Raw genomic sequence first — 20,848 nt, 5'->3', positions numbered from 1 at the left:
CATATACTTTTATAATAATGAGCGTTTACAAAAACGATTAAACGGCCTTAGCCCCTTAGAATACAGAGCTAAAGCCGTTTAGAAAGTTTTATTTATTTCCACTGTCTATTTGACAGGGGGCAGTTCATAATTCATACTCACTTTTACGTAAAAACCACTATAGTAGAGAGACTATATAAAAAGGAGATTCCGGCATGGGTGAAAAAAAGAATATTGATATAGGTGGTCTTAGTTTTGCTTGGGATTTAGAAAAAGGAAAATTTAGCTTTGAAGGAGAAGATGCGATTCTTTTTTGGATTTCTTCGGCGATGAAAACATTGTTTGACACAATCGAAGAAATATCTGGAGAAGAGGCAGCTTCGGTAGTACTGGAAACTACTGGTTTTCGACAAGGATTAGTAGTAGGAGAGTACTTTCAAAACATGAAGGGCGTAACGGTTTTTGAAGCGGCTGAGTTAATTACAAATACATACGCTTCGGCTGGATGGGGAAAAACTACTATAAAATATTTAGATCCTGAAAGTAAAACTCTATCTGCTGAATTAAAAGACAGTTGGGAACATAAAATTAACGTGGCCCAAAAGAAAACAAAGGGAGGAAATTTTCTTCCGGCCCATTACGCAGGGATTTTCACAGGACTATTCGGAACAAACATTTGGTACAAGGTGATTCAACATCAAATAGAAGGGCATGAATGCACCACAGTAGAATACTTCCCTTCCAACATTGATATCACTCAAAATATTCATCAATTAGCGAGAAGAAAAGAAGCGCAGAAAATAGAACATTTGCAAAACATTGTAGCAGAAAAAACAGCAGAGTTAAAAGATCTTATTAAAAAGCTTTCTTCTCCTATTATTCCGGTTTTGGAAGGCATAGTCGTCGTTCCTTTGATTGGCAAGTACGACGAGGATCGAACGGAAGATTTGATTGTCAATACATTAAATAACCTCCCAAAACATCAGGCTAATTATCTTGTGCTGGATTTAACCGGATTGGATAAAGAACTTACTGAATATACGGCAAGTCTTATTGAAAAATTAGGTGCAGCAGCGTCCCTGATTGGTACGAAAACAATTTTAGTAGGAATTTCTGCTGACTTAGGCTTAGTTATATCAAAGACTCATATTGATTTATCAAAATATGATTGTTTTCAAACATTGCAGCACGGTATTCACTATGCATTGGCACAAAGCGGACGAAGCATCGTTTAAAAGATATATTTGAAATATAACAAAATGCACTCATTCAACATCATAACAAATTTCTTTATCAAAGAACGGAGATGTATTGAAGGATTTCATTTTTCGAAAGAAAAATTGACATGAAACCAAAAGGTGTTATATTATTTTTATATAAAACCTTTTGGTGTTATTTTTGGAAAAGGAGAATGAAGACAACGATGAATGATAAAAGTGTAGTAGAAGATGTAAAACAGACGATAATATTTAACGCGCCGATTCAAAAAGTTTGGGATAAAGTAGCAACCGCAGAAGGGCTCCAACAATGGTTCATGCCTAATGATTTTCAGCCTCAGGTAGGATATGAATTTCATTTGCAATCGCCTTTTGGACCATCTCCGTGTAAAGTATTAGAAATAGATGCACCAAACTATCTTTCTTTCTCTTGGGATACAGATGGATGGGTCGTTTCGTTTACCTTAAAAGAAATGGGTAATCAAACTGAATTTACGCTTATTCATAGCGGCTGGAAAGAAGCTGAAACACTTCTTGAAAAAGCAAACGAAAAGAGTTCAGTGGTACGAGATAGAATGAGCTACGGGTGGACTAGTCTCGTGAATGAAAAACTTCGAAAGGTTGTTGAAAACTAAATGACTTCATCAGCTGCCAAGCATGATATCTTTCAAGCCATTGCTGATCCTACTCGAAGAAAAGTACTTGAGCTGCTTTCTGAAAAAGAATTGCCTATTTCAGAAATAACGTCCCATTTTTCAATAAGCCGTACCGCTGTTGTCAAGCATCTTCATATACTTTCAGAAGCAGACCTAGTCCATGGACAAAAAAAAGGCAGAGAAAAAGTGTATCATCTTCAGCCAGAGCCTTTGAAAGAGATAAAAGATTGGCTTTCTTACTACGAACAATTTTGGACAAACAAATTATCTATTCTTCAGCATATTGTTGAAAGAGACGAAGAAAGAAAGCAATAGAAAAAGCATAAAAACGTTTTTTATAAGGAATATAGCAAAGCCAGTCGTTAAAAAGACTGGCTGTTTTACATAAAAGCTGGTTTTATTCTAGAAGGACAAATAAAAGAAAGATGCAGAACACCATAGGGCATTTCTTAAAATAAAAAGATAGACCTTTAGAAGAAAAAAAGGGGGAAACAGAGCAATGAACAAGCTTTTATTTTATGGGACGAGCGATGCTCAAGGAGTGCCTCGATTATTATGTGACTGTAAAGTATGCACGCAAAAAGATCCATTAAATCAGCGCACAAGACCTAGTGCACAGTTCACACTGGACGGTAACGTGTGTTTGATTGATGTATCACCTGATTTTAAACATCAATTTCATTTATACAATAACAAAAAAATCCCTTCTACCGTGTTTATTACTCATCCTCACAATGATCATGTTGCTGGTTTAGGGGATTTAGCCGACTTATGCTACTGGAATAATGTAAGTACAGAAGTCGTAGGAGCGCCTGAAGTCATCAATGAGTTAATCAAAAGATTTCCTTATCTCGCAAAAAGAAAAGGGCTTACCTTTAATGGCACGTTAAAGTGGGAAAGCGAAGAAACGGCCATTACGTTTCATAAAGTAAATCACGGATTTAACGGTTATTCCTACGGCATTGTGGTTCATCAAAAACAAGGCGAACGCTGGGCGTATGTATCCGATTCTTTTAATGTGACAAATGAACAGTGGAAGCCTTTTTACCACTTAGATTTACTGATATTCGGTACATCTTTCTGGAAAGAATATCTTCAAAAAGAAAAAAGATCCGTATATGATGTGACAGAGGCAATGGAGATTAAAGTGAAGCTACAGGCAAAAAACATGGTGTTTACTCATTTATCACATGATATCGATATCAGAAAGCACGCTGAGATGCTTTTAGATAAAAACGTAAGCTTTGCCTATGACGGACGCGAGATTTCATTACCTTATTTGTGTTGAGATTAATTAATATTATATAGAATAATAATTTCGAACTAGGAAGGTAAAAGGGGTTAATAAGCAGGGATAGCTTGAAGTAGGAACGAACACGACACTAAATTGGAGTTAAAGAAGGGGATAGTGTTATGGATGCTATTATAGAAAAAGCAAATAACCTCGGTGAGTTATCTCGATTTCTATCAGAAACAAATAGTCAGAAAACATCACATATTGGTTATTGTGGTGAAAAAGAAGAAGAAATCTACCAGACATTAAAAGGAGCTTTTATTAGTGACGAGGGCGATATTAAATTTTTAATCGCTAGAAATAGGACAGGAGAAATTTTAGCGGCTATTGGATTTGATATCGAAGAAACGGTAGCAGAAGTGTGGGGACCTTTTAATAAAACATCTTCTATTTATTTGCAATCTCAATTATGGAAACAGTTAGTTAATGAAAATCCTTTGATTCAAAAATTTCATTTTTTTATCAATGAAGAAAATGAGCTGCAACAAGTATTTATGAATGAAATAAAAGCAAAAAAGACTGGTGAACACTTGATCTTAGAAATTAAAGAACAAAATTTTGATAAAGTTATTGAAATGAAAAGCGAGCCATTTAAACATAGTGATTTTCAAGCATTTGAAATGCTGCATAACGCAATGTTTCAAAATACTTATTATGATGGAAAAACAATTATTGAGAGACTTAACGATAGAAATATGTTAAAGATACTTAAAAATATGTCTAATGAGTTGCAAGGCTATGCGTACTTTGAAGTCGATACTGAAATGCGAGAGGCTTCATTGGAGTATATCGGTGTTTCAAAAAATGCTCAGAGTCAAGGTCTAGGAACGAGGTTGTTAAAGGAAGTTTTAACAGAGATGTTTTCATTTCCACAAATTAATGAAATTAAACTAACCGTTGATAGAGCAAATAGTCAAGCAAATCGAGTATATATGAAAGTTGGTTTTGAACCAAAAGATATTCTTATAAGTTATCGCCTCAAACTGTAGAAGAGTTAAGTTCAATGAGGGCGGAGAACATTAAGTGTAAAAGCGCTCGGATTTTTTTCGAGCGCTTTTACTTACCATTTATATTGCTGATTTGTAGTTCTAACTTATGCTTCTTTCTATCAACCGAATCCGTTAGAAACAAGGCAATTCTTTTTTTGTTGTAAATTAGATGCGCTCGATAAAATCACTCACAACTTTGTTAAACCGATCGCTTTCTTCGAGAAAAGGGCAGTGACAGCTGTTCTCAAAAACTTCAAGTACAGAACCTGAAACCAGCTTTTGAATATGCCTTCCAGCCGCTACAGGAATGAGTTTTTCTTCTTTTCCAAAGCACAGTAAAGTAGGAATTGTAATAAACGGGAGGAATTCTCGATAGTCCACAATGGATTGATCAAACAAAATAGCACTAGCTATCGACTCGGGCATTTTCGTTACTTCTTTCATAATCCAATGTTTATCTTTTTCAGTTAATTCATCCTTAAACATAAGCGGAATAAAACTTTCTAATGTACTTGTTCGATCAAGCTGAATACCTTGCATAAGCGAAATAAGGGCAGGTAAATCAAATGCACCGATTGGAAAGTCTGACCATTTAAAGTCTGAAGCCATTTCATCTACAATAATATTCCCTTTTACATTTTCTTCACCAAATTGTTTCAAATATTCCCACACAACAAAAGCACCCATCGACCAGCCTACTAATATGACGTCTTTTAATCGATTATTATTTATAAACTCATGCACATCGCGAGCATAAGTGGAAATTGTGTGGCCATATGGAGTATGACTTGAATTTCCATGTCCTCTTAAATCCAAAAGAATAGTTTGATACTGTTTCGAAAAAAAAGAAAGCTGGTTGTGAAAAAAACGACTGCTCATCCAAACTCCGTGAATGAAAATAATAGGTGTTCCTTCCCCTTGTTGTTCATAGTATAAAGTTGCACCGTCTTTTAATGTATAAAAAGGCATCATTTCCGCCTCCAATCTCAAAGGTTCATATCTCATCATGTATGCGCAGAAAAGCTCAGGTAGAACGTATCTCCGCAAGAAAATGTTCATAAAAAAACAAATCCTAGAAGTGTTCGCCTTGATATGTTATACTATTACAGGCTTAAATACTGTATGTTTTTGAAACAATCATTCACTGTAATACTTTTTAGATAGAAGCATCCTCATAAAAAGGATGTTGTTTTTGTCGTAATGTACCTTTAAGTAATGAATTGTTACCATCAATTCGGTTCACAATAACCGACCTACATGCATTATATCTTGCAAATATAAACAGATAGGTGGAAGAAGCAACATGACTGAAAGAAAACCATATCAAGTACTACTATATTATTTGTACACTCCAATTGAAAATCCTGAAGAGTTCACAGCTCAGCACTTGGCATTTTGTAAAGAGCTTGAACTAAAAGGACGCATTTTAATTGCGGCTGAAGGGATCAATGGAACAGTATCAGGAACAGTTGAACAAACAGATAAATACATGGAAACGATGAAAAATGATCCTCGTTTTGAAGGTATTGTATTTAAAATAGACGAAGCAGATGAACATGCGTTCAAAAAAATGCACGTGCGTCACCGCAAAGAATTAGTAACTCTTCGATTAGAAGAAGATGTGAATCCTCTTCGCGTAACGGGTAATTACTTAAGCCCAAAAGAATTTTATCAAGCGATGCAAGATGAAAATACGGTCGTAATCGATGCACGAAACGATTATGAATACGATCTAGGCCACTTCCGAGGAGCTGTTCGTCCGGATATTCAAAACTTCCGTGAGCTTCCTGAATGGATTCGCGACAACAAAGATCAGTTTGAAGATAAAAAAATCTTAACGTACTGCACAGGCGGTATTCGCTGTGAAAAATTCTCTGGATGGCTTCTTGAAGAAGGTTTTGAAGATGTAAGCCAGCTTCACGGAGGTATTGTAACATACGGAAAAGATCCGGAAGTACAAGGTGAACTATGGGATGGTCAGTGCTATGTATTTGATGAGCGCATCAGCGTACCAGTTAACCAAAAAGAGCATGTGATTGTCGGGAAGGATCACTTTACCGGCGAGCCTTGCGAACGTTATGTTAACTGCTCAAACCCAGAATGCAATAAGAAAATCTTAGCTTCTGAAGAAAACGAACACAAATATTTACGCGCTTGTTCACATGAATGCCGAGTAAGTCCCCGTAACCGCTATGTAAAAGAACATGGTTTAACAGAGGAAGAATTTGCAGCACGTGTTAAAGAGTTAGAAAACGAACACGTAACTTTATAATAAAAAAACAGCACGCTATATACAGCGTGCTGTTTTTTTATGAAAAGATTCTCTTGTAACCTAGTGTTTAGAGAAGGTTATGCAACGGGTATTTATAAAAAGGAAACATATTCCTGTTTTTTGTTTTGCATACTTAAAGGAATATTTTTTAGAAAGCGATTAAAAAACGGTTGTACATAAAAACAATAAAGGAGCTTGAAAATGGAAGCGAAAATTGAAAAAAAGTACGATGGACGTTTACTGGAAGGACCCCTATGGGATGAAGAAAATCAAAGATTAGTGCTAGTAGACATTTTAGATAAAAAACTTCTTACGTACGATCCAAAAACGACAACATTAGAAGATATGGATCTTCCTTCAGTTGTTACAAGCGTTTCTACAACCAATCATTCAAAATTGGTCGTCTCCACTCGTAATCAGCTGCTTTTAGTGGATAAGAACAAAAAGAATCATGAAGAGTATATCCGTTTAGATACTCTTGAAAAAAACATGCGTTTTAATGACGGGAAATGTGATCCATATAATCGCTTTTGGATTGGCACGATGAGTGAAGAAGATGAAGAAGGAAAAGCCCAGCTGTACGTAGTAGATGAAAAAGGTGTAATTAAGAGTGCTAAAGAAGGATTAAGCGTGTCAAACGGGCTAGCTTGGAATCGAACAGGAGACAAATTCTTTCTGGTTGATTCCCCAAAAAATAAAATTATGTCTTATTCATTTTCTAAAGAAACAACAAGGCTCGAAGATGAAAAAGTGGTGATTGACCTTTCAGATATAGACGGGTTTCCTGATGGAATGACAATTGATGAGCACGACCGACTGTGGGTAGCGCTTTGGGGAGGTTCGAAAGTTATTTGTGTAGATCCAGAGAAAGGAGAAATTATAGAATCTATTCATCTTCCTGTTTCCAATGTAACCTGCTGTACATTTGGAGGAGACGATTTACAAACTTTATTTATCACCACAGCTAAGGAAGAAGAAAAATACGAAGAAGCTGCCGGCTCTCTTTTTTCATGCCGAGTAGGAGTAAAAGGCTTACCGGCTTATACTTACGTATATTAGACCAGCACTTATCAAAATGTAATGATTCAGACCAGTAACGATAGATATTAAATGCAGTTTCTACAACTCCTTTGCACTGGGTTCATTCCCTTTACATTTTATTCATTATGAGGAAGAGGAATAAAACATGACGATAACGAATTCCCATAAAGAAGCCTTTCAAAGAATATGAATACTTGTATCGGGTAATAATGGTTAAAGGTACAAAAGGAGGAATTGTTTTGAAACAAACATTGTATGAAAAAGTGGGCGGACAAGAAGCGATTGAAAAAGTAGTAGACTATTTTTATTTTGAGCTTGTTTTAAAAGACGAAACAGTTAGTCACTTTTTCGAGCACACGGATATGGATAAACAACGTCGACATCAAGCTAAGTTTATAAGCTTTGCCTTAGGTGGACCGAATCAATATTCAGGAAAGTCGATGACTAAAGCGCATGCAAATATGAATATTCAGCCCGAACATTTTAATGCAATTGCTAAGCATCTTCACGATGCACTTGCTCACTTTAATGTTGAAGAGCCTGATATTGACCAAGCATTAAGTAAAGTTGAATCCCTAAGAAATGATATTCAATATAAATAAATCATAAAAAAAGAAGGTTATTGTGACCTTCTTTTTTTTATGCGCAAAGCTGTGATGTATGAAGGAAACATGGAAAAGACATCGTAATATGATAAAAATGCAATAGGTGAAAATATTTATTGAAAGTCTGGGAGTGGGAGTATGTCAGCAATTAATGGGAAGCAATACGTAGAGAGAATCAATCAATTAAAAGCAAATGTATGGGTTGATGGCAAACTCGTAACAGGCAATATATCAGAACATCCGGCTTTTAAAGGAGCCATTAACAGTCAAGCTAAACTTTATGATCTTCAGCATGATAAAAAAATTAAAGATATCATGACATACCAATCTCCGGATTCCGAGGATTTTTTTGGTACATCTTATTTACAGCCTACAACAAAAGAAGAGTTAAAAAAGAGACGAGAGATGACTCAGGAGTGGGCTCGCTTAACTCACGGTATGATGGGGAGAAGTCCAGATTATATGAATACCGTATTGATGGCTTTTGCATCCTCTGCAGAACTCCTGAGAGGAGAAGAAAATTGCTTTCCTGAAAACATCATTTCTTATTATGAATATGTGAGAGAGCACGATTTATCGCTCACTCATACATTCATCGATCCTCAAGTCAATCGAATCCAATTTTATTACGAGCAAAACGATGAACCGATAGCAGCAAAAATAGTTGATAAAAACAATGAGGGAATCGTTATCCAAGGTGCGAAACTGCTTGCTACACAGGGTGGCATGACGGATGAGCTGCTCGTACTGTCTTCAGCAGGCATTCAAGGAAAAGAAAAAGGGTTTGCTTTTTCAATTCCAAGTAATATAGAAGGAGTTAAATTTATTTGTAGAGAATCGTTTGCAGGAACAGATTCAACGTTTGATTATCCATTGAGCTCTAGATTTGAAGAAATGGATACCATTGTTGTCTTTGAACGTGTATTAGTACCGTGGGACCGCGTGTTTTTTTATGAAAATGTAGATGTATCCAATGCATTCCTTGCTTCTAGTTCCTTCTCGGCCTTTGCTCTGCATCAAGTAACTTCAAGGAGAATTGTCAAAACAGAGTTTGTATTAGGGATTGTACAATCTCTGATTGAAACCATTAACATTGCGGACTATCCGCATGTGCGAGAAAAAGCAACGGAGCTTATTATTGCGCTAGAAACGATGAAAGCTCTCGTGATGAAAGCAGAAGAAGAAGCGGAGATTGATCCATGGGGATACATGCGTCCGAATGAAACTACACTTCGTATTGCCGCAAATATATTTTCAAAAACATATCCTACCTTTACAGAGATTATTCAGCTTTTAGGTGCAAGCGGACTAATGGCAATACCAACGGAAAATACGTGCCGCTCATTGGTTAAAGAAGATATTACACGTTATTTGCAAGCTAAATCTAGAGGTGCAGAAGATCGAATTAAGCTTTTTCGACTAGCGTGGGATTTAACTATGAGTCCGTTTGGCACAAGGGAAACACTGTATGAACGTTTTTTCTTTGGGGAGCCTGTACAATTAACCAGTTATCTGTACTTATCTTACGATAAAGAGCGCTATGTGCAGACAGTAACCGATTTTTTGAAAAGTTAACGGAGAAAACAAATCTCCGCTGGATATGATAGTTTGGTTACAAAAACAGCGGAGATGCTTATTGAATAAATTTGAAAAATCTGCAATAATTTTCAGGGAATCATTCTGTGAACACACTAAAGAATACTATAAAGATAGGATGTTACAATGAAGCAATTAATCTATTTTGGTTTAGAACAAGCAAAATCTTGTGTTTTTCCTGTTATTATTTTTCTTACATTGGCCATGACAAAAATAATTGAAGTACCGTTTATTTCTAGATATGACCTTATTTTATTAGTCTGTCTAGGAACTCAAGTTTTAATGGTGATGTTTAAACGAGAAACGCTTGATGAAGTAAAAGTCATTGCAGTATTTCATTTAATTGGACTAGCGTTAGAACTCTACAAAGTTCATATGGGCTCATGGAGCTATCCGGAAAAAGCTTTCACTAAAGTCTGGGGAGTTCCGCTGTACAGCGGATTTATGTATGCTAGTGTAGCCAGCTACATGTGCCAAGTGTGGAGAAGGCTTGAATTAAAGCTTACGAATTGGCCTTCTACGTGGATTGTCAGTATACTAAGTATGGCTATTTACCTTAATTTTTTCACGCATCATTTTATTTACGACTTCCGCTGGTTTTTAAAACTTTTTACTTTACTTATTTTTTATCGAACTTTTGTATATTTTACGGTTAACAAACGTACATATCGCATGCCTTTAGTATTGTCTTTTGTACTGATTGGCTTTTTCATTTGGATCGCTGAAAATATCGCAACATTTTTCGGAGCATGGCAGTATCCAGATCAACAGCAGCAGTGGACAATGGTTCATATAAGTAAAATTAGCTCTTGGCTTCTTCTTGTGATTGTTAGTTTCTTGATTGTTGCTTTACTAAAGCATTTAAAAGAAAATCAAAATCAATTTAAACAAAGTAAGAAATCAGAAGAAACAAACGAAATATATGAAAGATAGAAACATAACTATGTACATGCTGTTAATATAAGGTACAGAATCTTTGGAGGCTTATATGCAAGAATATATCTTTTATCTTCCCTATTTTAAATCAGCGGGAAAGACCGTAGCAGTTACAAATGAAAATGGAGAAAATGTCGGACAACTTAAGAGAGTGCATAAAAACATGTGGACTAAAAGTATTGATTTTTTAACTCGTGATGGACTTCCAGTGTTAGATTCTATTTCTTGGTTTCCTATCTTTTCCTGCGGCTTAAAGGTACATGTACAAGTTCAATGGGAAGGAAGAACGGTGTTTATTGATCACGTGAAAAAACACCGGTGGGTGATAAAAGAAAATGGAAAAATAATAGGGGATTTATTAGGTAAAGGAATAATTAAAAACGAAGGAGCACAAGAAATTAGATGGGGAAATAACGTCTACATGTTAAGCAGTCATGAAGCCGTAGAGGAAGCGTGTATTTTTAATCAAAAAAGAGAAAAAGTCGCGGAGTTTAAATCAGACCTTTTTCATTTTAAACAAGGAAAACACTCAATAAGAGTAACAGAAGAACTGCCCGTACCCATTTTTATCGCTTCTTACTATATAACTACTTTTATTATGCCATACATATAATCAGGCGCAGAATGATTCTGCGCCTGATTTTTATATCATGATTTTACAAATATCATTTGTGAATTCAACGGGATCACTAATAGATAAGCCTTCAATTAAAAGAGCTTGGTTATATAATAAATTTGTATAAAGGTCTAGTTTCTCTTTGTCATTTTCAAATGCATCTTTTAAAGAAGCGAATACATCATGATTTACGTTAATTTCTAAAACTTTTTCTGCTTTTACCTGCTGATTATCAGGCATAGCACTTAAAATTTTCTCCATTTCAATCGTTACTTCACCATCAGCTGATAAGCAAACGGGGTGTGTTTTTAAACGTTTAGACGCGCGCACATCTCCTACTTTTCCCGCCAAAGCTTTTTTCATATAGTCAAATAGCTCTTTATTCTCTTTTTCCTCAGACTCATTGAGCTGTTCTTCTTCTGCTTCAATCCCTAAGTCACTACTTGAAACAGACTTAAATTCTTTTTCTTTGTACGTCATTAACATTTTAATCGCAAATTCATCGATATCTTCTGTAAAATACAGAATTTCGTACCCTTTATCTGCAACTAATTCTGCTTGAGGAAGCTTTTCAATGCGGTCGTACGATTCTCCTGATGCATAATAGATATACTTTTGATCCTCAGGCATGCGTGATACATACTCGTCTAGTGTTACGAGCTTTTTCTCTGTAGAAGAATAGAATAAAAGCAGGTCTTTTAATACATCTTTGTTGCTGCCAAAGTCACTGTAAACGCCGTATTTTAGCTGACGGCCAAATGATTCATAAAACTTCTCGTACTTTTCACGTTCGTTTTTAAGCAAACTTTTTAACTCATTTTTGATTTTCTTGCCGATGTTTTTGGCAATCAGCTGAAGCTGGCGATCTTGCTGTAAGATTTCACGCGAAATATTAAGAGATAAATCTTCAGAATCTACCATACCTTTCACGAAGCTAAAGTAGTCTGGAAGAAGATCTGCGCATTTATTCATAATTAATACGCCGTTTGAATACAGTTCAAGTCCTTTTTCAAATTCTTTTGAGTAGTAATCAAACGGACTATTTTCTGGAATAAATAAAATAGCATTGTAGCGAATCGTTCCATCCACATTAATGTGAAGGTGAGTGAGCGGTTTATCAAACCCGTAGCGCTTTTCTGAATAAAATTGCTCATAGTCTTCTGAAGTCAATTCATTTTTATTTTTCTTCCAGATCGGTACCATAATGTTGATAACTTGCTCTTCTGTATAATCTTCTAGCTCGTTATCAGAACCTTCTTTAGGACGTTTTTCCGTTATGTCCATTTTAATTGGGTAGCGGATAAAGTCTGAATACTTTTTAATGATCTCTTTTAAACGATACTCTTCTAGATACTCATCATATGTTTCATCTTCTGTATTTTCTTTGATTTTTAAAATGATTTGAGTTCCAACCGTTTCTTTTTCGCAAGGTTCGATTGTATAACCATCAGCACCAGTAGATTCCCATTTATAGGCTTCATTGCTGCCTAACGCTTTACTAATCACCGTTACGACATCTGCCACCATAAACGCTGCGTAAAACCCAACGCCGAATTGGCCAATAATCGTGTGTCCGTCCTTTGTTTCATTTTCATTTTTAAACGCAAGGGAACCGCTTCGCGCAATTGTGCCCAAGCTGCTTTCAAGCTCTTCTTGCGTCATACCAATCCCAGTATCTGTAATGGTTAAGGTACGGTTAGTTTTATCTGGTGTTACTTTTATGTAATAGCTTTCTTTGTTAAAACGCAAGGAGTCGTCTGTTAAGGCTTTGTAATAAATTTTATCGATTGCATCGCTTGAATTTGATAGAAGTTCTCTCAAAAATACTTCTTTTTGAGAATAGATGGAATTAATCATCATCTCTAATAATCGCTTTGATTCGGCTTTGAATTCTTTTTTTGACATAAGAAGTTCTCCTTTCCAAATAGGGCTTATAAAATAATTAGCACTTGAGTGGATAGAGTGCTAATCACTCTTTTTATTTAACATGTATTAGGATATTTGTCAATATATTAGGAGATTCACTAAAGAGATTAAAAATTTGACTGAAAAAAGCAAACTTTTAAAAAAAGGTTGAACGTTCTGAAAGAGTTTGCTAGAATATACTTAATTTCAAAGACTATATGTGACTGGCGAAACGCGGATAACCGTGAGGAAGCATATAGTGACGTAGCCGTTCGCCTGGGCAGAGGTAAGGGATTAATACATATCTCTTACCTCTTTCTGTTTAGGGGGAGAGGATATAGAAGTTATCAGACATGTAGGCTAAAAAACCAGACTTTTAAAAAAATTAAAAATGAAGTTCCTTTATCCAAAGGTAAAAACATGTAAAACTACGATGATAATCAGAGGAGAGTACAAAATGAGCACATTAACATTAGAAAAAGTACAAACAATCAAAACATTAAACAACATTGCACAAAAAGGTCTAAATGTTTTTAATCAAGAAGGTTATCAAATTGACAACGACAGCGAAAATCCAGATGCGATTGTCGTGCGTAGCTTTAACATGCACAGCATGGCATTTGACCAAAATTTAAAAGCTATTGCACGAGCTGGAGCAGGGGTTAATAATATACCGGTGGACGCTTGCACAGAGCAAGGTATCGTTGTATTTAATACGCCAGGAGCTAATGCAAACGCAGTAAAAGAAATGGTTTTAACTACAATTATGGCTTCTTCTCGTAACTTATTTGCTGGAGTTGAATGGACAAAAGGATTAGACGGCCAAGGTGATCAAATTCCTAAGTTAGTTGAAGCAGGTAAAAAACAGTTTGTTGGAAAAGAAATCAAAGGTAAAACATTAGGCGTTATTGGTTTAGGTGCAATTGGTGCTCTTGTAGCAAACGACGCGCTTGATTTAGATATGGACGTAATTGGTTTTGATCCATTCATTTCTGTTAATACAGCTTGGAATTTGTCTCGCAACGTACAGCGTGCAATGTCTCTAGAAGAACTATTTGCAGCATCTGACTATATTACGGTTCACGTTCCATTAACGGACGACACAAAAGGTGTTTTCAATAAAGAAACGTTTAGCATCATGAAACCTGATGTTCATATTTTGAACTTCTCACGCGGTGAGCTTGTAAACGAAGAAGATATGAAAGCTGCTCTTGAAAGTGGAAAAGTTGGTCGATATATTACAGATTTCCCAAATCAAAATGTCTTGAACATGAAAAATGTTGTGCCAATTCCTCATTTAGGGGCATCAACTCAAGAATCAGAAGAAAACTGTGCGGTAATGGCAGCACGTCAAGTGAAAAATTTCTTAGAAACAGGAAACGTTAAAAATTCAGTGAACTTCCCGAATGCATCTCTACCTTACACTGGGAAAAAACGCGTAGCTGCTTTCCATCACAACGTGCCGAATATGGTAGGACAGCTTACGCAAGTATTCTCAAACTACAATTTAAACATCGCAGATATGGTGAACAGAAGCCGCGGTGAATATGCGTATACAATGATCGATATTGACAATCAAGTAAGTGACGAGATTGTGCCTGAGCTAGAAGAAAAAATTGGTCAAATTGAAGGGATTATTACAAGTCGTATTATCTAATTTGGTTATCATCATATTTTAGTGTTTCAGCCCTAACTTTTCTAAGTTAGGGCTGTTTTTACATGGTATTTATCCTCATATCATTTCCTTCAGTCCCATAGCATATAGAAATACCTTTAAAGAGGTGAACGTTTTGTCAGAAGAAATGATAGGGATTTTGATAGGGTCACTCATCGCGCTGGCAGGAACATTCATTACGTCTGTCGTAGCTATAGCGATGTCGAAAGAGCAATACAAGCAAGAGCTTCGCAAAGCATTTATCCAAAAGAAAGTTGATGCCTATACCCATGTGTGTCAGGTTATTTTAGCTATAAAAAATGATTTACTGACAATAACCGTTTCTTCAGCCGGCTTAAACTGGACGGCCCAATCTATTAACAAACTAGCAGATGTATGTATTACGGAAGGACTGTGGATCGATGAAGAAGACAGCAAAAAGCTGGAGGTTCTGCAAAAGCAGCTTTCAAAGTTTGTATTGGATGAAATAGAACTGTCTAGACATGATATCCTCACAACCTGTTATGAAATTATTGAGTATTGTGAAAAAAAGGTAAGGATTCTTCATTTTATGACTAAAAAAGAATAGGTGATTACTACTTTAAGAAGGGGTAGTAGACGGATTAAAAAAGAATCGGAATATAAGGTCAAAAAACAATCCGTTTATACGCCAGCAGTCGACGAGGGCATTAGTAAGGAAAGGGCCAAGGGGAAATTTTTTGTAAAAACGATAGAAAAAGATAGGCTCAGTACCGGGTCTATCTTTTTGCGTTTATATAGAGATTAAATATATTTATATATGCATGTGTCCAAGCATTTACAGAAAAAACTCCTAAAATATAGTCCAGAAAGGAGACGATTGTATGTCAAATTACGAGTCGAGCAAACCGTATATTAAATCCGTTAATATACCTAATCCTTTATATCAATCGTTAAAAGGAGACTATTTTGTTGGACAAACTGAGCCTATTCGTTTTGATGGAAATAGAAACGCTTCGGGCGGATTAGTGAACCCTTCCGGCTCCGGAGTAGATTTATTTGTGAATGCTTTTACTATCACTAACTATTCAAACGAACCTTTTACTGCTGAAATTTGGTTTAATTCTATCCCCCCTGGAAAAGGAACAACTTCAGATAATGTGAGTCCAGCAAATACTACAATACGTTCAAAGCCAAAAGAAAAAATTAAATTTGCAGAAATGGTAAAAGGCGTTCCTGCTAAAGGGGTAAACGTATTTAACCGTGTTGTTCCGCCGAAAAGTACATTAGTAAGTGATGAAGACGGCAAATTTATCTTTCCAAACAACGGTTCATACGTTATTTTCTTAGTTTCTCCAGGAAATAAAGAAATTGAAGCTGAAATTGCATATGGATGGTTCGAGAAAAAACGTAAGAAGGACTGTTAACTGAATAGGTCTTAGCGATTGTATGAGAAGTGTATGAGCTATTTCATATTTAATACAGTTCTTAACAAACGGTAAGTGTTTATGAAAAGAACTTTGCAGTAGCATCCAAAGTTCTTTTTTATAGCTTGCGTTTTTTCGTTTGATTGTAGATATAACTAAAGAAAAACAAGCAAACGTATAATTCCGATTACGCAAGCGATTTGAACGGCATTTAAAGAAGTTGAGGACTCAAGAAGCAAAGCGATAATACATAAGTAGAATGAAGTAACTTTTTTGTCCAGGATATAAGCATGCTTAACATCTCACGTTCATGTCTACATTCACATTATCTTAAGTTTCAATTCATACTGGCTTCATATAAATGAATCATACTGAATGTATTAATGAAAGATACGAGGTGAAACAATGTTAAACAAGCTTTTTAGACTATTTACACAAGAAACCGAGATATCTAAAGATAAAGAAGGAGATCTCCAAGAAGAGAACGATTTTAACGAAGTTTGTGATGATCATTTCATTATAGATGAGTATTAGAAACCTTATAAAACGCTGCAAAATTTCAAGGATTGATTGAGTATATCTGTACAACCAGTAATCGTACAAGGATCGTAAAGGTATACTTTTATGGCCGATTAATATTGATAAATTGCTTTTTACATGAAACAATGCGAAAAAGATGGGCACCCTAAAAGCAAAAGGAGGGGATAAAATGGGCAAAGAACCAAACGATGAAACAAGTGAAGGGCTGAATCAGCTTTTTGAAATCATCAATGCAAAAGGCGATGAGGGCGAACTTAGAGAAATTGTAAGCAGGAGCAGTGAAAAGAATAATTATAAAAATCATGAGGATCAATCGTAAAAAGAAAATAAAAAACCTCTTCATGAAAATCATGAAGAGGTCAGATGAAATAGTATTACACCCATTCCATCCGGCAGAGTTTTAAAGTGTTTTAAACTCTTGATGCGACTGGTTTTATGGAACTGATGGGATTCGAACCCACGACCCCTTGTCTGCCAGACAAGTATTCTCCCACTGAACTACAGTCCCGCTTATGTAGAGTCTTTATTGCCTGTTGACTCTACTATATTTTAATACGTATGACGCACGTTCGCAATAGTTATTTTCAGTGTTTTCTAATTTCTTCATATGAATATTAACTTCTAAAAAAATCATTTACTTCTTGTTTGTACGTATTAAAAAAACTTGGAATTTGGCTTGGTTCCAATCCTTTTTCAGCGTATTTGCTGATGGACTCGTAGTACCATTTCTGTTTTTCGAATCCTCTTTTAAAACTATTCCAAATTGTATCTCCTTGCTGATCGTAGCTTTCTTTTAAAGACCGTAAATTGTCTAATTTATCTGCTACAATTAAAGATTTCACTTCAAGAGAACCAGTTTTCACAATTTGAATTGTATGCTGTTTACGTTCTTCCCAGCTTTTGGATTTGTCTTCTGTATGAGCTTCAACAATCTCCGCTACCTCTAAGCCAAATCTTTGTACAATTTCTTCGAGTGTTAAACTTGTATCTTCTACAGCATCATGCAGATAAGCTGCTGCAATTACTTCTTCACTAAAACCTGCTTTTTCTAAAATATTACCTACGTTAATAGGATGAACGATATAAGGTTTATCAGACAGCTTACGCATTTGGCCGGTATGAGCATGTTCTGCATACCTACGTGCTTCTTTTATTAAAGACATCATATTCCTCCATTTTTTATACAGTATATCTTCATATTATTAGTATAAACGAATATAGCTCTTCTAACGTTATGAAATTGCACAAATTCATTTCTTATAATAAGGTAAGGCTACCAAAAGCCCTTCTTATTGTACGGTTTTTTATAAAGCCTAATATCTATTTAATAGGCCTGTATCAGTTGCCATTTCCTTTTTTATTCATAGTTTGTATGAAGGAGTGATAGCAATGCAAAACCGTAATAATCAAAATATTAAGGTCATTGATGTTTCTCATCACAACGGAACAATTAATTGGGCAAAAGTGGCGTCGGATGGGGTAAAAGGCGCGTATATTAAATTAACAGAAGGTACAACCTTCTTAGATAAAAAATCATATGATAATTATATAGGAGCAAAAAATGCAGGTCTACGTGTAGGCTTTTATCACTTTGCTCATGCTGATAATGATCCTATTGCAGAAGTTAATTTCTTTTTAAATAAATTAGGCAGCATGAAGGTTGATTTGCCTCATTGCTTAGATTTGGAAGAAAATAAAGGGAAAACAAAAGCGCAGGTCACAGCCTTTGCAGTTAGATGGATGGAATATATTGAAAGGAAAACAAGCATTACGCCTATTCTTTACACCGGGTATAGTTTTATTAAATCCAATTTTACAAGCGCCGTGGCAAGATATCCGCTATGGATAGCTCGTTACAGTGGAAGTAACCGTTCCAAGGGATTTACTAATCCAGGTGATACGGCCATTTGGGATAGATGGTCTATGTTTCAATATACAGATCAAGGAAAAGTAAACGGGATTAAAGGCAATGTTGATATCAATGAAATGGATCTGGATTTCTTTAATAGTATTAACACAGGGGTGGCGGTGGTGGAAAATAATCAGCCATCAGCACAATTGCAGCAAGGTGATAGCGGACTAGCTGTAAAAGAACTGCAGCAAAACTTAATTAAATTAGGATTTGAGCTTTCCCAGCAAGGAACCGATGGCCAATATGGCAGTGAAACTGTTGCAGCTGTTAAAGCTTTTCAAGAAAAGTATGGATTAACGTCAACTGGAAAAGCTGATGAGAAAACATTAGCTAAAATGATGGAATTGCTTAAGGGTGTAAGTAATCCTATAGAAGAATCATTACCAAAGGTTACTTCACTCGGAGATAAATATTCTTTTCAAGTAAAAGCGAAGAAGGATATTGGAGTCTACAAGTATGCGAATGTAACAGAGAATTTCAGAACTATAAAAAAAGGCACGGTATTTAGCGTATATGGCTATACGAGTGCAGCATGGGCTGTTCCAGGCGGATTCGTGCAAATGAAAGACGTAGAACCTATCCCAGTTACAATTAAAACAGGCGGATTAAGTAAAGACATGGAAACAGAGTTTCGTGCTTTCTTAAAAAATGAAGGAATTGACAGTGAATTAAACGTACATGCAATAGGTAATCCGTCAGCTGAACTCACAGCAGCTGGACTGGATTTTGTAAAAGTTAAGCAATTTTTAGATAAAAAAGGCTGGTACTACAAGCAATAAACCCCCGCTCTGAAGAGTAGGGGTTTATTTTGAGGTTTTATAAAAAAGAAGAGCAGACATCAATTAAGTAATTAAAATATGTTCTAAATAACAAATTAGGTGGCAACAAAAAAGTTTTTATGTATAGTCGACCTCTAACAGTCATATTTTTAGTCAATGGCTCATGGAGGGTGAATGAATATGAAAAATACGCAGATTCGAATTGAAACACTATCCTATCACTATGAAAGCATTATGGTGAATAATGAAGTAGAGCGTGCGATAAAAAGTATTGAAGTGACGTATCGAGCATATAAACATAACCACGTTTTAAACGGGCACGTAGTACTTTCAGGAGAAGAGATTTACGATCTTCAGCAGCTGACTCACGCAGTGGCTGGGAAAATAAAAGCAGAATTAGAAACTACATAAAAAAGCGCCTTTCTTTAAATTTCAAACATTAAAGAAAGGCACTTTTTTATATTAATTATTAATTAAACTGCAAAAAGAAGAAATTAAAGTATGTTCTAAATAAAATATATAAATAAAAAACATAGCATCTAAGAGAATTCCCTAAGCCCTACGCATTACCTTTGCATTGTGAACTTTCTCTCTTTTACTATGTGTAAGCAACACGCCGCATAACGTAATGATGCTTCCAACAATGGAAGCTGCACTCGGGATATCTTTTAAAAGCAGCCACGCTAAGAAAAAGGACAGCGCAGGAGTTAAGTAAAGAGAGATGGCAGCCTCAGCAGAACCTATACGCGATGTCAGATAAGCGAGTACCATATAGGGAATAACGGTTGGAAATAATCCTAAATATATCACGCTTATTGCTGATCTGACAGAGATATGTGCAAGTTCTGTTTCTAACCCAGGTAAAAAAACAAGCATAGAAATTGTAGCCCCCCAAATACTGTACGTCACAAAAGAAAGGAAACCATATTTTTTTAATAAATTTTTTTGACATACTATATAGACGCTTTCTGCAAGGGCAGCTAGCAGAACCAGTAAGATTCCATTAACTGAGTGTACAAAATTCTCTTTGCTGAAGGTTAAAAGTACAATACCCGCAAAGCTTACTGCAGATCCAATCCATTTTCTTTTTCCGAACTCCTCCTGAAAAAGAAAAATAGCTAAAAGCGAAGAAAAAATAGGAGTAGTCGAGATCAGTAAACTCGCAATACCCGCACTTACCGTTTTTTCTCCAATGTTTAAGGCCGTGTGATAGACGGCAAAACCTAAAAAACCGAGAGCTAAAAGAAGTGGAATATCTTTTATGTCAGGCAAGGGCATGCGTGTGGCTATTGCAATAACTAACAGCACTACAGAAGCAATACTTAACCGAACAAAAGCGAGGTGCTGAGGAGAAAACGATTCCAGCCCTATTTGAATAACTGGAAATGCTGAAGCCCATAAGCTAATCATCAGTATATGTAAGAACACCAGACTAAACGTTAATTTCATAC

The 20,848-nt window shown here is 35.8% G+C and carries 22 protein-coding genes, 1 tRNA gene and 1 riboswitch; of the genes, 18 read left to right on the top strand and 5 right to left on the bottom strand.

All coding sequences use genetic code 11. The features are described 5' to 3' along the window. Position 1: 1 nt before the first annotated feature. The 6 genes from ACNHOZ_RS25510 (at position 2) to ACNHOZ_RS25485 (ending at position 4,135) form a co-directional block, all read left to right on the top strand. Positions 2–82 carry an IS3 family transposase gene (locus ACNHOZ_RS25510; RefSeq protein WP_447697073.1) on the top strand — a complete coding sequence of 27 codons (81 nt, stop codon included), beginning with the start codon at positions 2–4 and terminating at the stop codon, positions 80–82. Positions 83–194: 112 nt separating this feature from the next. After that, positions 195–1,214 carry an STAS domain-containing protein gene (locus ACNHOZ_RS25505; RefSeq protein WP_034266230.1) on the top strand — a complete coding sequence of 340 codons (1,020 nt, stop codon included), beginning with the start codon at positions 195–197 and terminating at the stop codon, positions 1,212–1,214. A gap of 188 nt (positions 1,215–1,402) precedes the next feature. Next, a complete protein-coding gene (locus tag ACNHOZ_RS25500; RefSeq protein WP_063247983.1) occupies positions 1,403–1,831 on the top strand; it encodes an SRPBCC family protein in 429 nt (142 codons plus the stop codon). After that, entirely contained in the window at positions 1,832–2,167 is a 336-nt protein-coding gene (locus ACNHOZ_RS25495; protein ID WP_034266233.1) for an ArsR/SmtB family transcription factor, read from the top strand. Between the two features lie 184 nt (positions 2,168–2,351). Next, a complete protein-coding gene (locus tag ACNHOZ_RS25490) occupies positions 2,352–3,140 on the top strand; it encodes an MBL fold metallo-hydrolase (protein WP_048020870.1) in 789 nt (262 codons plus the stop codon). 125 nt (positions 3,141–3,265) lie between these two features. Next, the gene (locus tag ACNHOZ_RS25485; protein WP_255900938.1) at positions 3,266–4,135 is read left to right on the top strand and encodes a GNAT family N-acetyltransferase; all 870 of its coding nucleotides are present in this window, start codon (positions 3,266–3,268) and stop codon (positions 4,133–4,135) included. A 165-nt stretch (positions 4,136–4,300) separates the two neighbouring features. On the opposite strand, the gene ACNHOZ_RS25480 is transcribed toward ACNHOZ_RS25485, so the two are convergent. Continuing rightward, entirely contained in the window at positions 4,301–5,104 is an 804-nt protein-coding gene (locus ACNHOZ_RS25480) for an alpha/beta fold hydrolase (protein WP_230683506.1), read from the bottom strand. 334 nt (positions 5,105–5,438) lie between these two features. Between ACNHOZ_RS25480 and trhO the strand changes: the two genes are divergently transcribed. From trhO to ACNHOZ_RS25450, 6 genes are all read left to right on the top strand, one after another. Further along, positions 5,439–6,407, top strand: a complete 969-nt coding sequence (trhO, locus tag ACNHOZ_RS25475) for an oxygen-dependent tRNA uridine(34) hydroxylase TrhO (RefSeq protein WP_033579013.1) — start codon at positions 5,439–5,441, stop codon at positions 6,405–6,407. Positions 6,408–6,608: 201 nt separating this feature from the next. Further along, positions 6,609–7,466 carry an SMP-30/gluconolactonase/LRE family protein gene (locus ACNHOZ_RS25470; RefSeq protein ID WP_034266244.1) on the top strand — a complete coding sequence of 286 codons (858 nt, stop codon included), beginning with the start codon at positions 6,609–6,611 and terminating at the stop codon, positions 7,464–7,466. Between the two features lie 221 nt (positions 7,467–7,687). Continuing rightward, positions 7,688–8,050, top strand: coding sequence for a group I truncated hemoglobin (locus tag ACNHOZ_RS25465; RefSeq protein WP_255900943.1), 363 nt, complete (start codon positions 7,688–7,690; stop codon positions 8,048–8,050). Positions 8,051–8,191: 141 nt separating this feature from the next. Continuing rightward, entirely contained in the window at positions 8,192–9,628 is a 1,437-nt protein-coding gene (gene hpaB / locus ACNHOZ_RS25460; RefSeq protein WP_168760783.1) for a 4-hydroxyphenylacetate 3-monooxygenase, oxygenase component, read from the top strand. Between the two features lie 147 nt (positions 9,629–9,775). Then, positions 9,776–10,582: a DUF817 domain-containing protein gene (locus tag ACNHOZ_RS25455; RefSeq protein WP_447697341.1), complete on the top strand. Its 807-nt coding sequence runs from the start codon at positions 9,776–9,778 to the stop codon at positions 10,580–10,582. Between the two features lie 55 nt (positions 10,583–10,637). Next, complete coding sequence (locus tag ACNHOZ_RS25450) at positions 10,638–11,198, top strand: tubby C-terminal domain-like protein (protein ID WP_048020863.1); 561 nt, start codon at positions 10,638–10,640, stop codon at positions 11,196–11,198. Positions 11,199–11,228: 30 nt separating this feature from the next. On the opposite strand, the gene htpG is transcribed toward ACNHOZ_RS25450, so the two are convergent. Beyond that, positions 11,229–13,106: a molecular chaperone HtpG gene (htpG, locus tag ACNHOZ_RS25445; protein ID WP_255900946.1), complete on the bottom strand. Its 1,878-nt coding sequence runs from the start codon at positions 13,104–13,106 to the stop codon at positions 11,229–11,231. A 210-nt stretch (positions 13,107–13,316) separates the two neighbouring features. Then, positions 13,317–13,395: riboswitch (ZMP/ZTP riboswitch) on the top strand. A 168-nt stretch (positions 13,396–13,563) separates the two neighbouring features. Between htpG and ACNHOZ_RS25440 the strand changes: the two genes are divergently transcribed. The 4 genes from ACNHOZ_RS25440 (at position 13,564) to ACNHOZ_RS25425 (ending at position 17,025) form a co-directional block, all read left to right on the top strand. Continuing rightward, positions 13,564–14,763 carry a phosphoglycerate dehydrogenase gene (locus ACNHOZ_RS25440; RefSeq protein ID WP_013057119.1) on the top strand — a complete coding sequence of 400 codons (1,200 nt, stop codon included), beginning with the start codon at positions 13,564–13,566 and terminating at the stop codon, positions 14,761–14,763. 133 nt (positions 14,764–14,896) lie between these two features. Then, positions 14,897–15,349, top strand: coding sequence for a hypothetical protein (locus ACNHOZ_RS25435; protein WP_048020859.1), 453 nt, complete (start codon positions 14,897–14,899; stop codon positions 15,347–15,349). 274 nt (positions 15,350–15,623) lie between these two features. Beyond that, a complete protein-coding gene (locus ACNHOZ_RS25430; protein WP_255900951.1) occupies positions 15,624–16,166 on the top strand; it encodes a DUF6143 family protein in 543 nt (180 codons plus the stop codon). 709 nt (positions 16,167–16,875) lie between these two features. Continuing rightward, positions 16,876–17,025: a hypothetical protein gene (locus tag ACNHOZ_RS25425; RefSeq protein ID WP_168760790.1), complete on the top strand. Its 150-nt coding sequence runs from the start codon at positions 16,876–16,878 to the stop codon at positions 17,023–17,025. A gap of 117 nt (positions 17,026–17,142) precedes the next feature. On the opposite strand, the gene ACNHOZ_RS25420 is transcribed toward ACNHOZ_RS25425, so the two are convergent. Beyond that, positions 17,143–17,214: transfer RNA gene (locus tag ACNHOZ_RS25420), tRNA-Ala, on the bottom strand. A gap of 106 nt (positions 17,215–17,320) precedes the next feature. Beyond that, positions 17,321–17,869 carry an HD domain-containing protein gene (locus ACNHOZ_RS25415; RefSeq protein WP_048020854.1) on the bottom strand — a complete coding sequence of 183 codons (549 nt, stop codon included), beginning with the start codon at positions 17,867–17,869 and terminating at the stop codon, positions 17,321–17,323. A 226-nt stretch (positions 17,870–18,095) separates the two neighbouring features. On the opposite strand from ACNHOZ_RS25415, the gene ACNHOZ_RS25410 reads away from it, so the two are divergent. Next, positions 18,096–19,397, top strand: coding sequence for a GH25 family lysozyme (locus tag ACNHOZ_RS25410; RefSeq protein ID WP_048020852.1), 1,302 nt, complete (start codon positions 18,096–18,098; stop codon positions 19,395–19,397). Between the two features lie 180 nt (positions 19,398–19,577). Further along, positions 19,578–19,808 (top strand): hypothetical protein, encoded by a 231-nt coding sequence (locus ACNHOZ_RS25405; RefSeq protein WP_231099237.1) that lies wholly within the window; start codon positions 19,578–19,580, stop codon positions 19,806–19,808. 141 nt (positions 19,809–19,949) lie between these two features. Here the strand turns inward: ACNHOZ_RS25405 and ACNHOZ_RS25400 are convergent, their stop codons facing one another. Beyond that, complete coding sequence (locus tag ACNHOZ_RS25400) at positions 19,950–20,846, bottom strand: DMT family transporter (protein WP_063247974.1); 897 nt, start codon at positions 20,844–20,846, stop codon at positions 19,950–19,952. Between the last annotated feature and the right edge of the window lie 2 nt (positions 20,847–20,848).

It is taken from the genome of Priestia sp. D51, assembly GCF_053345675.1.
This window is presented reverse-complemented; position numbering and strand designations above follow the sequence as displayed.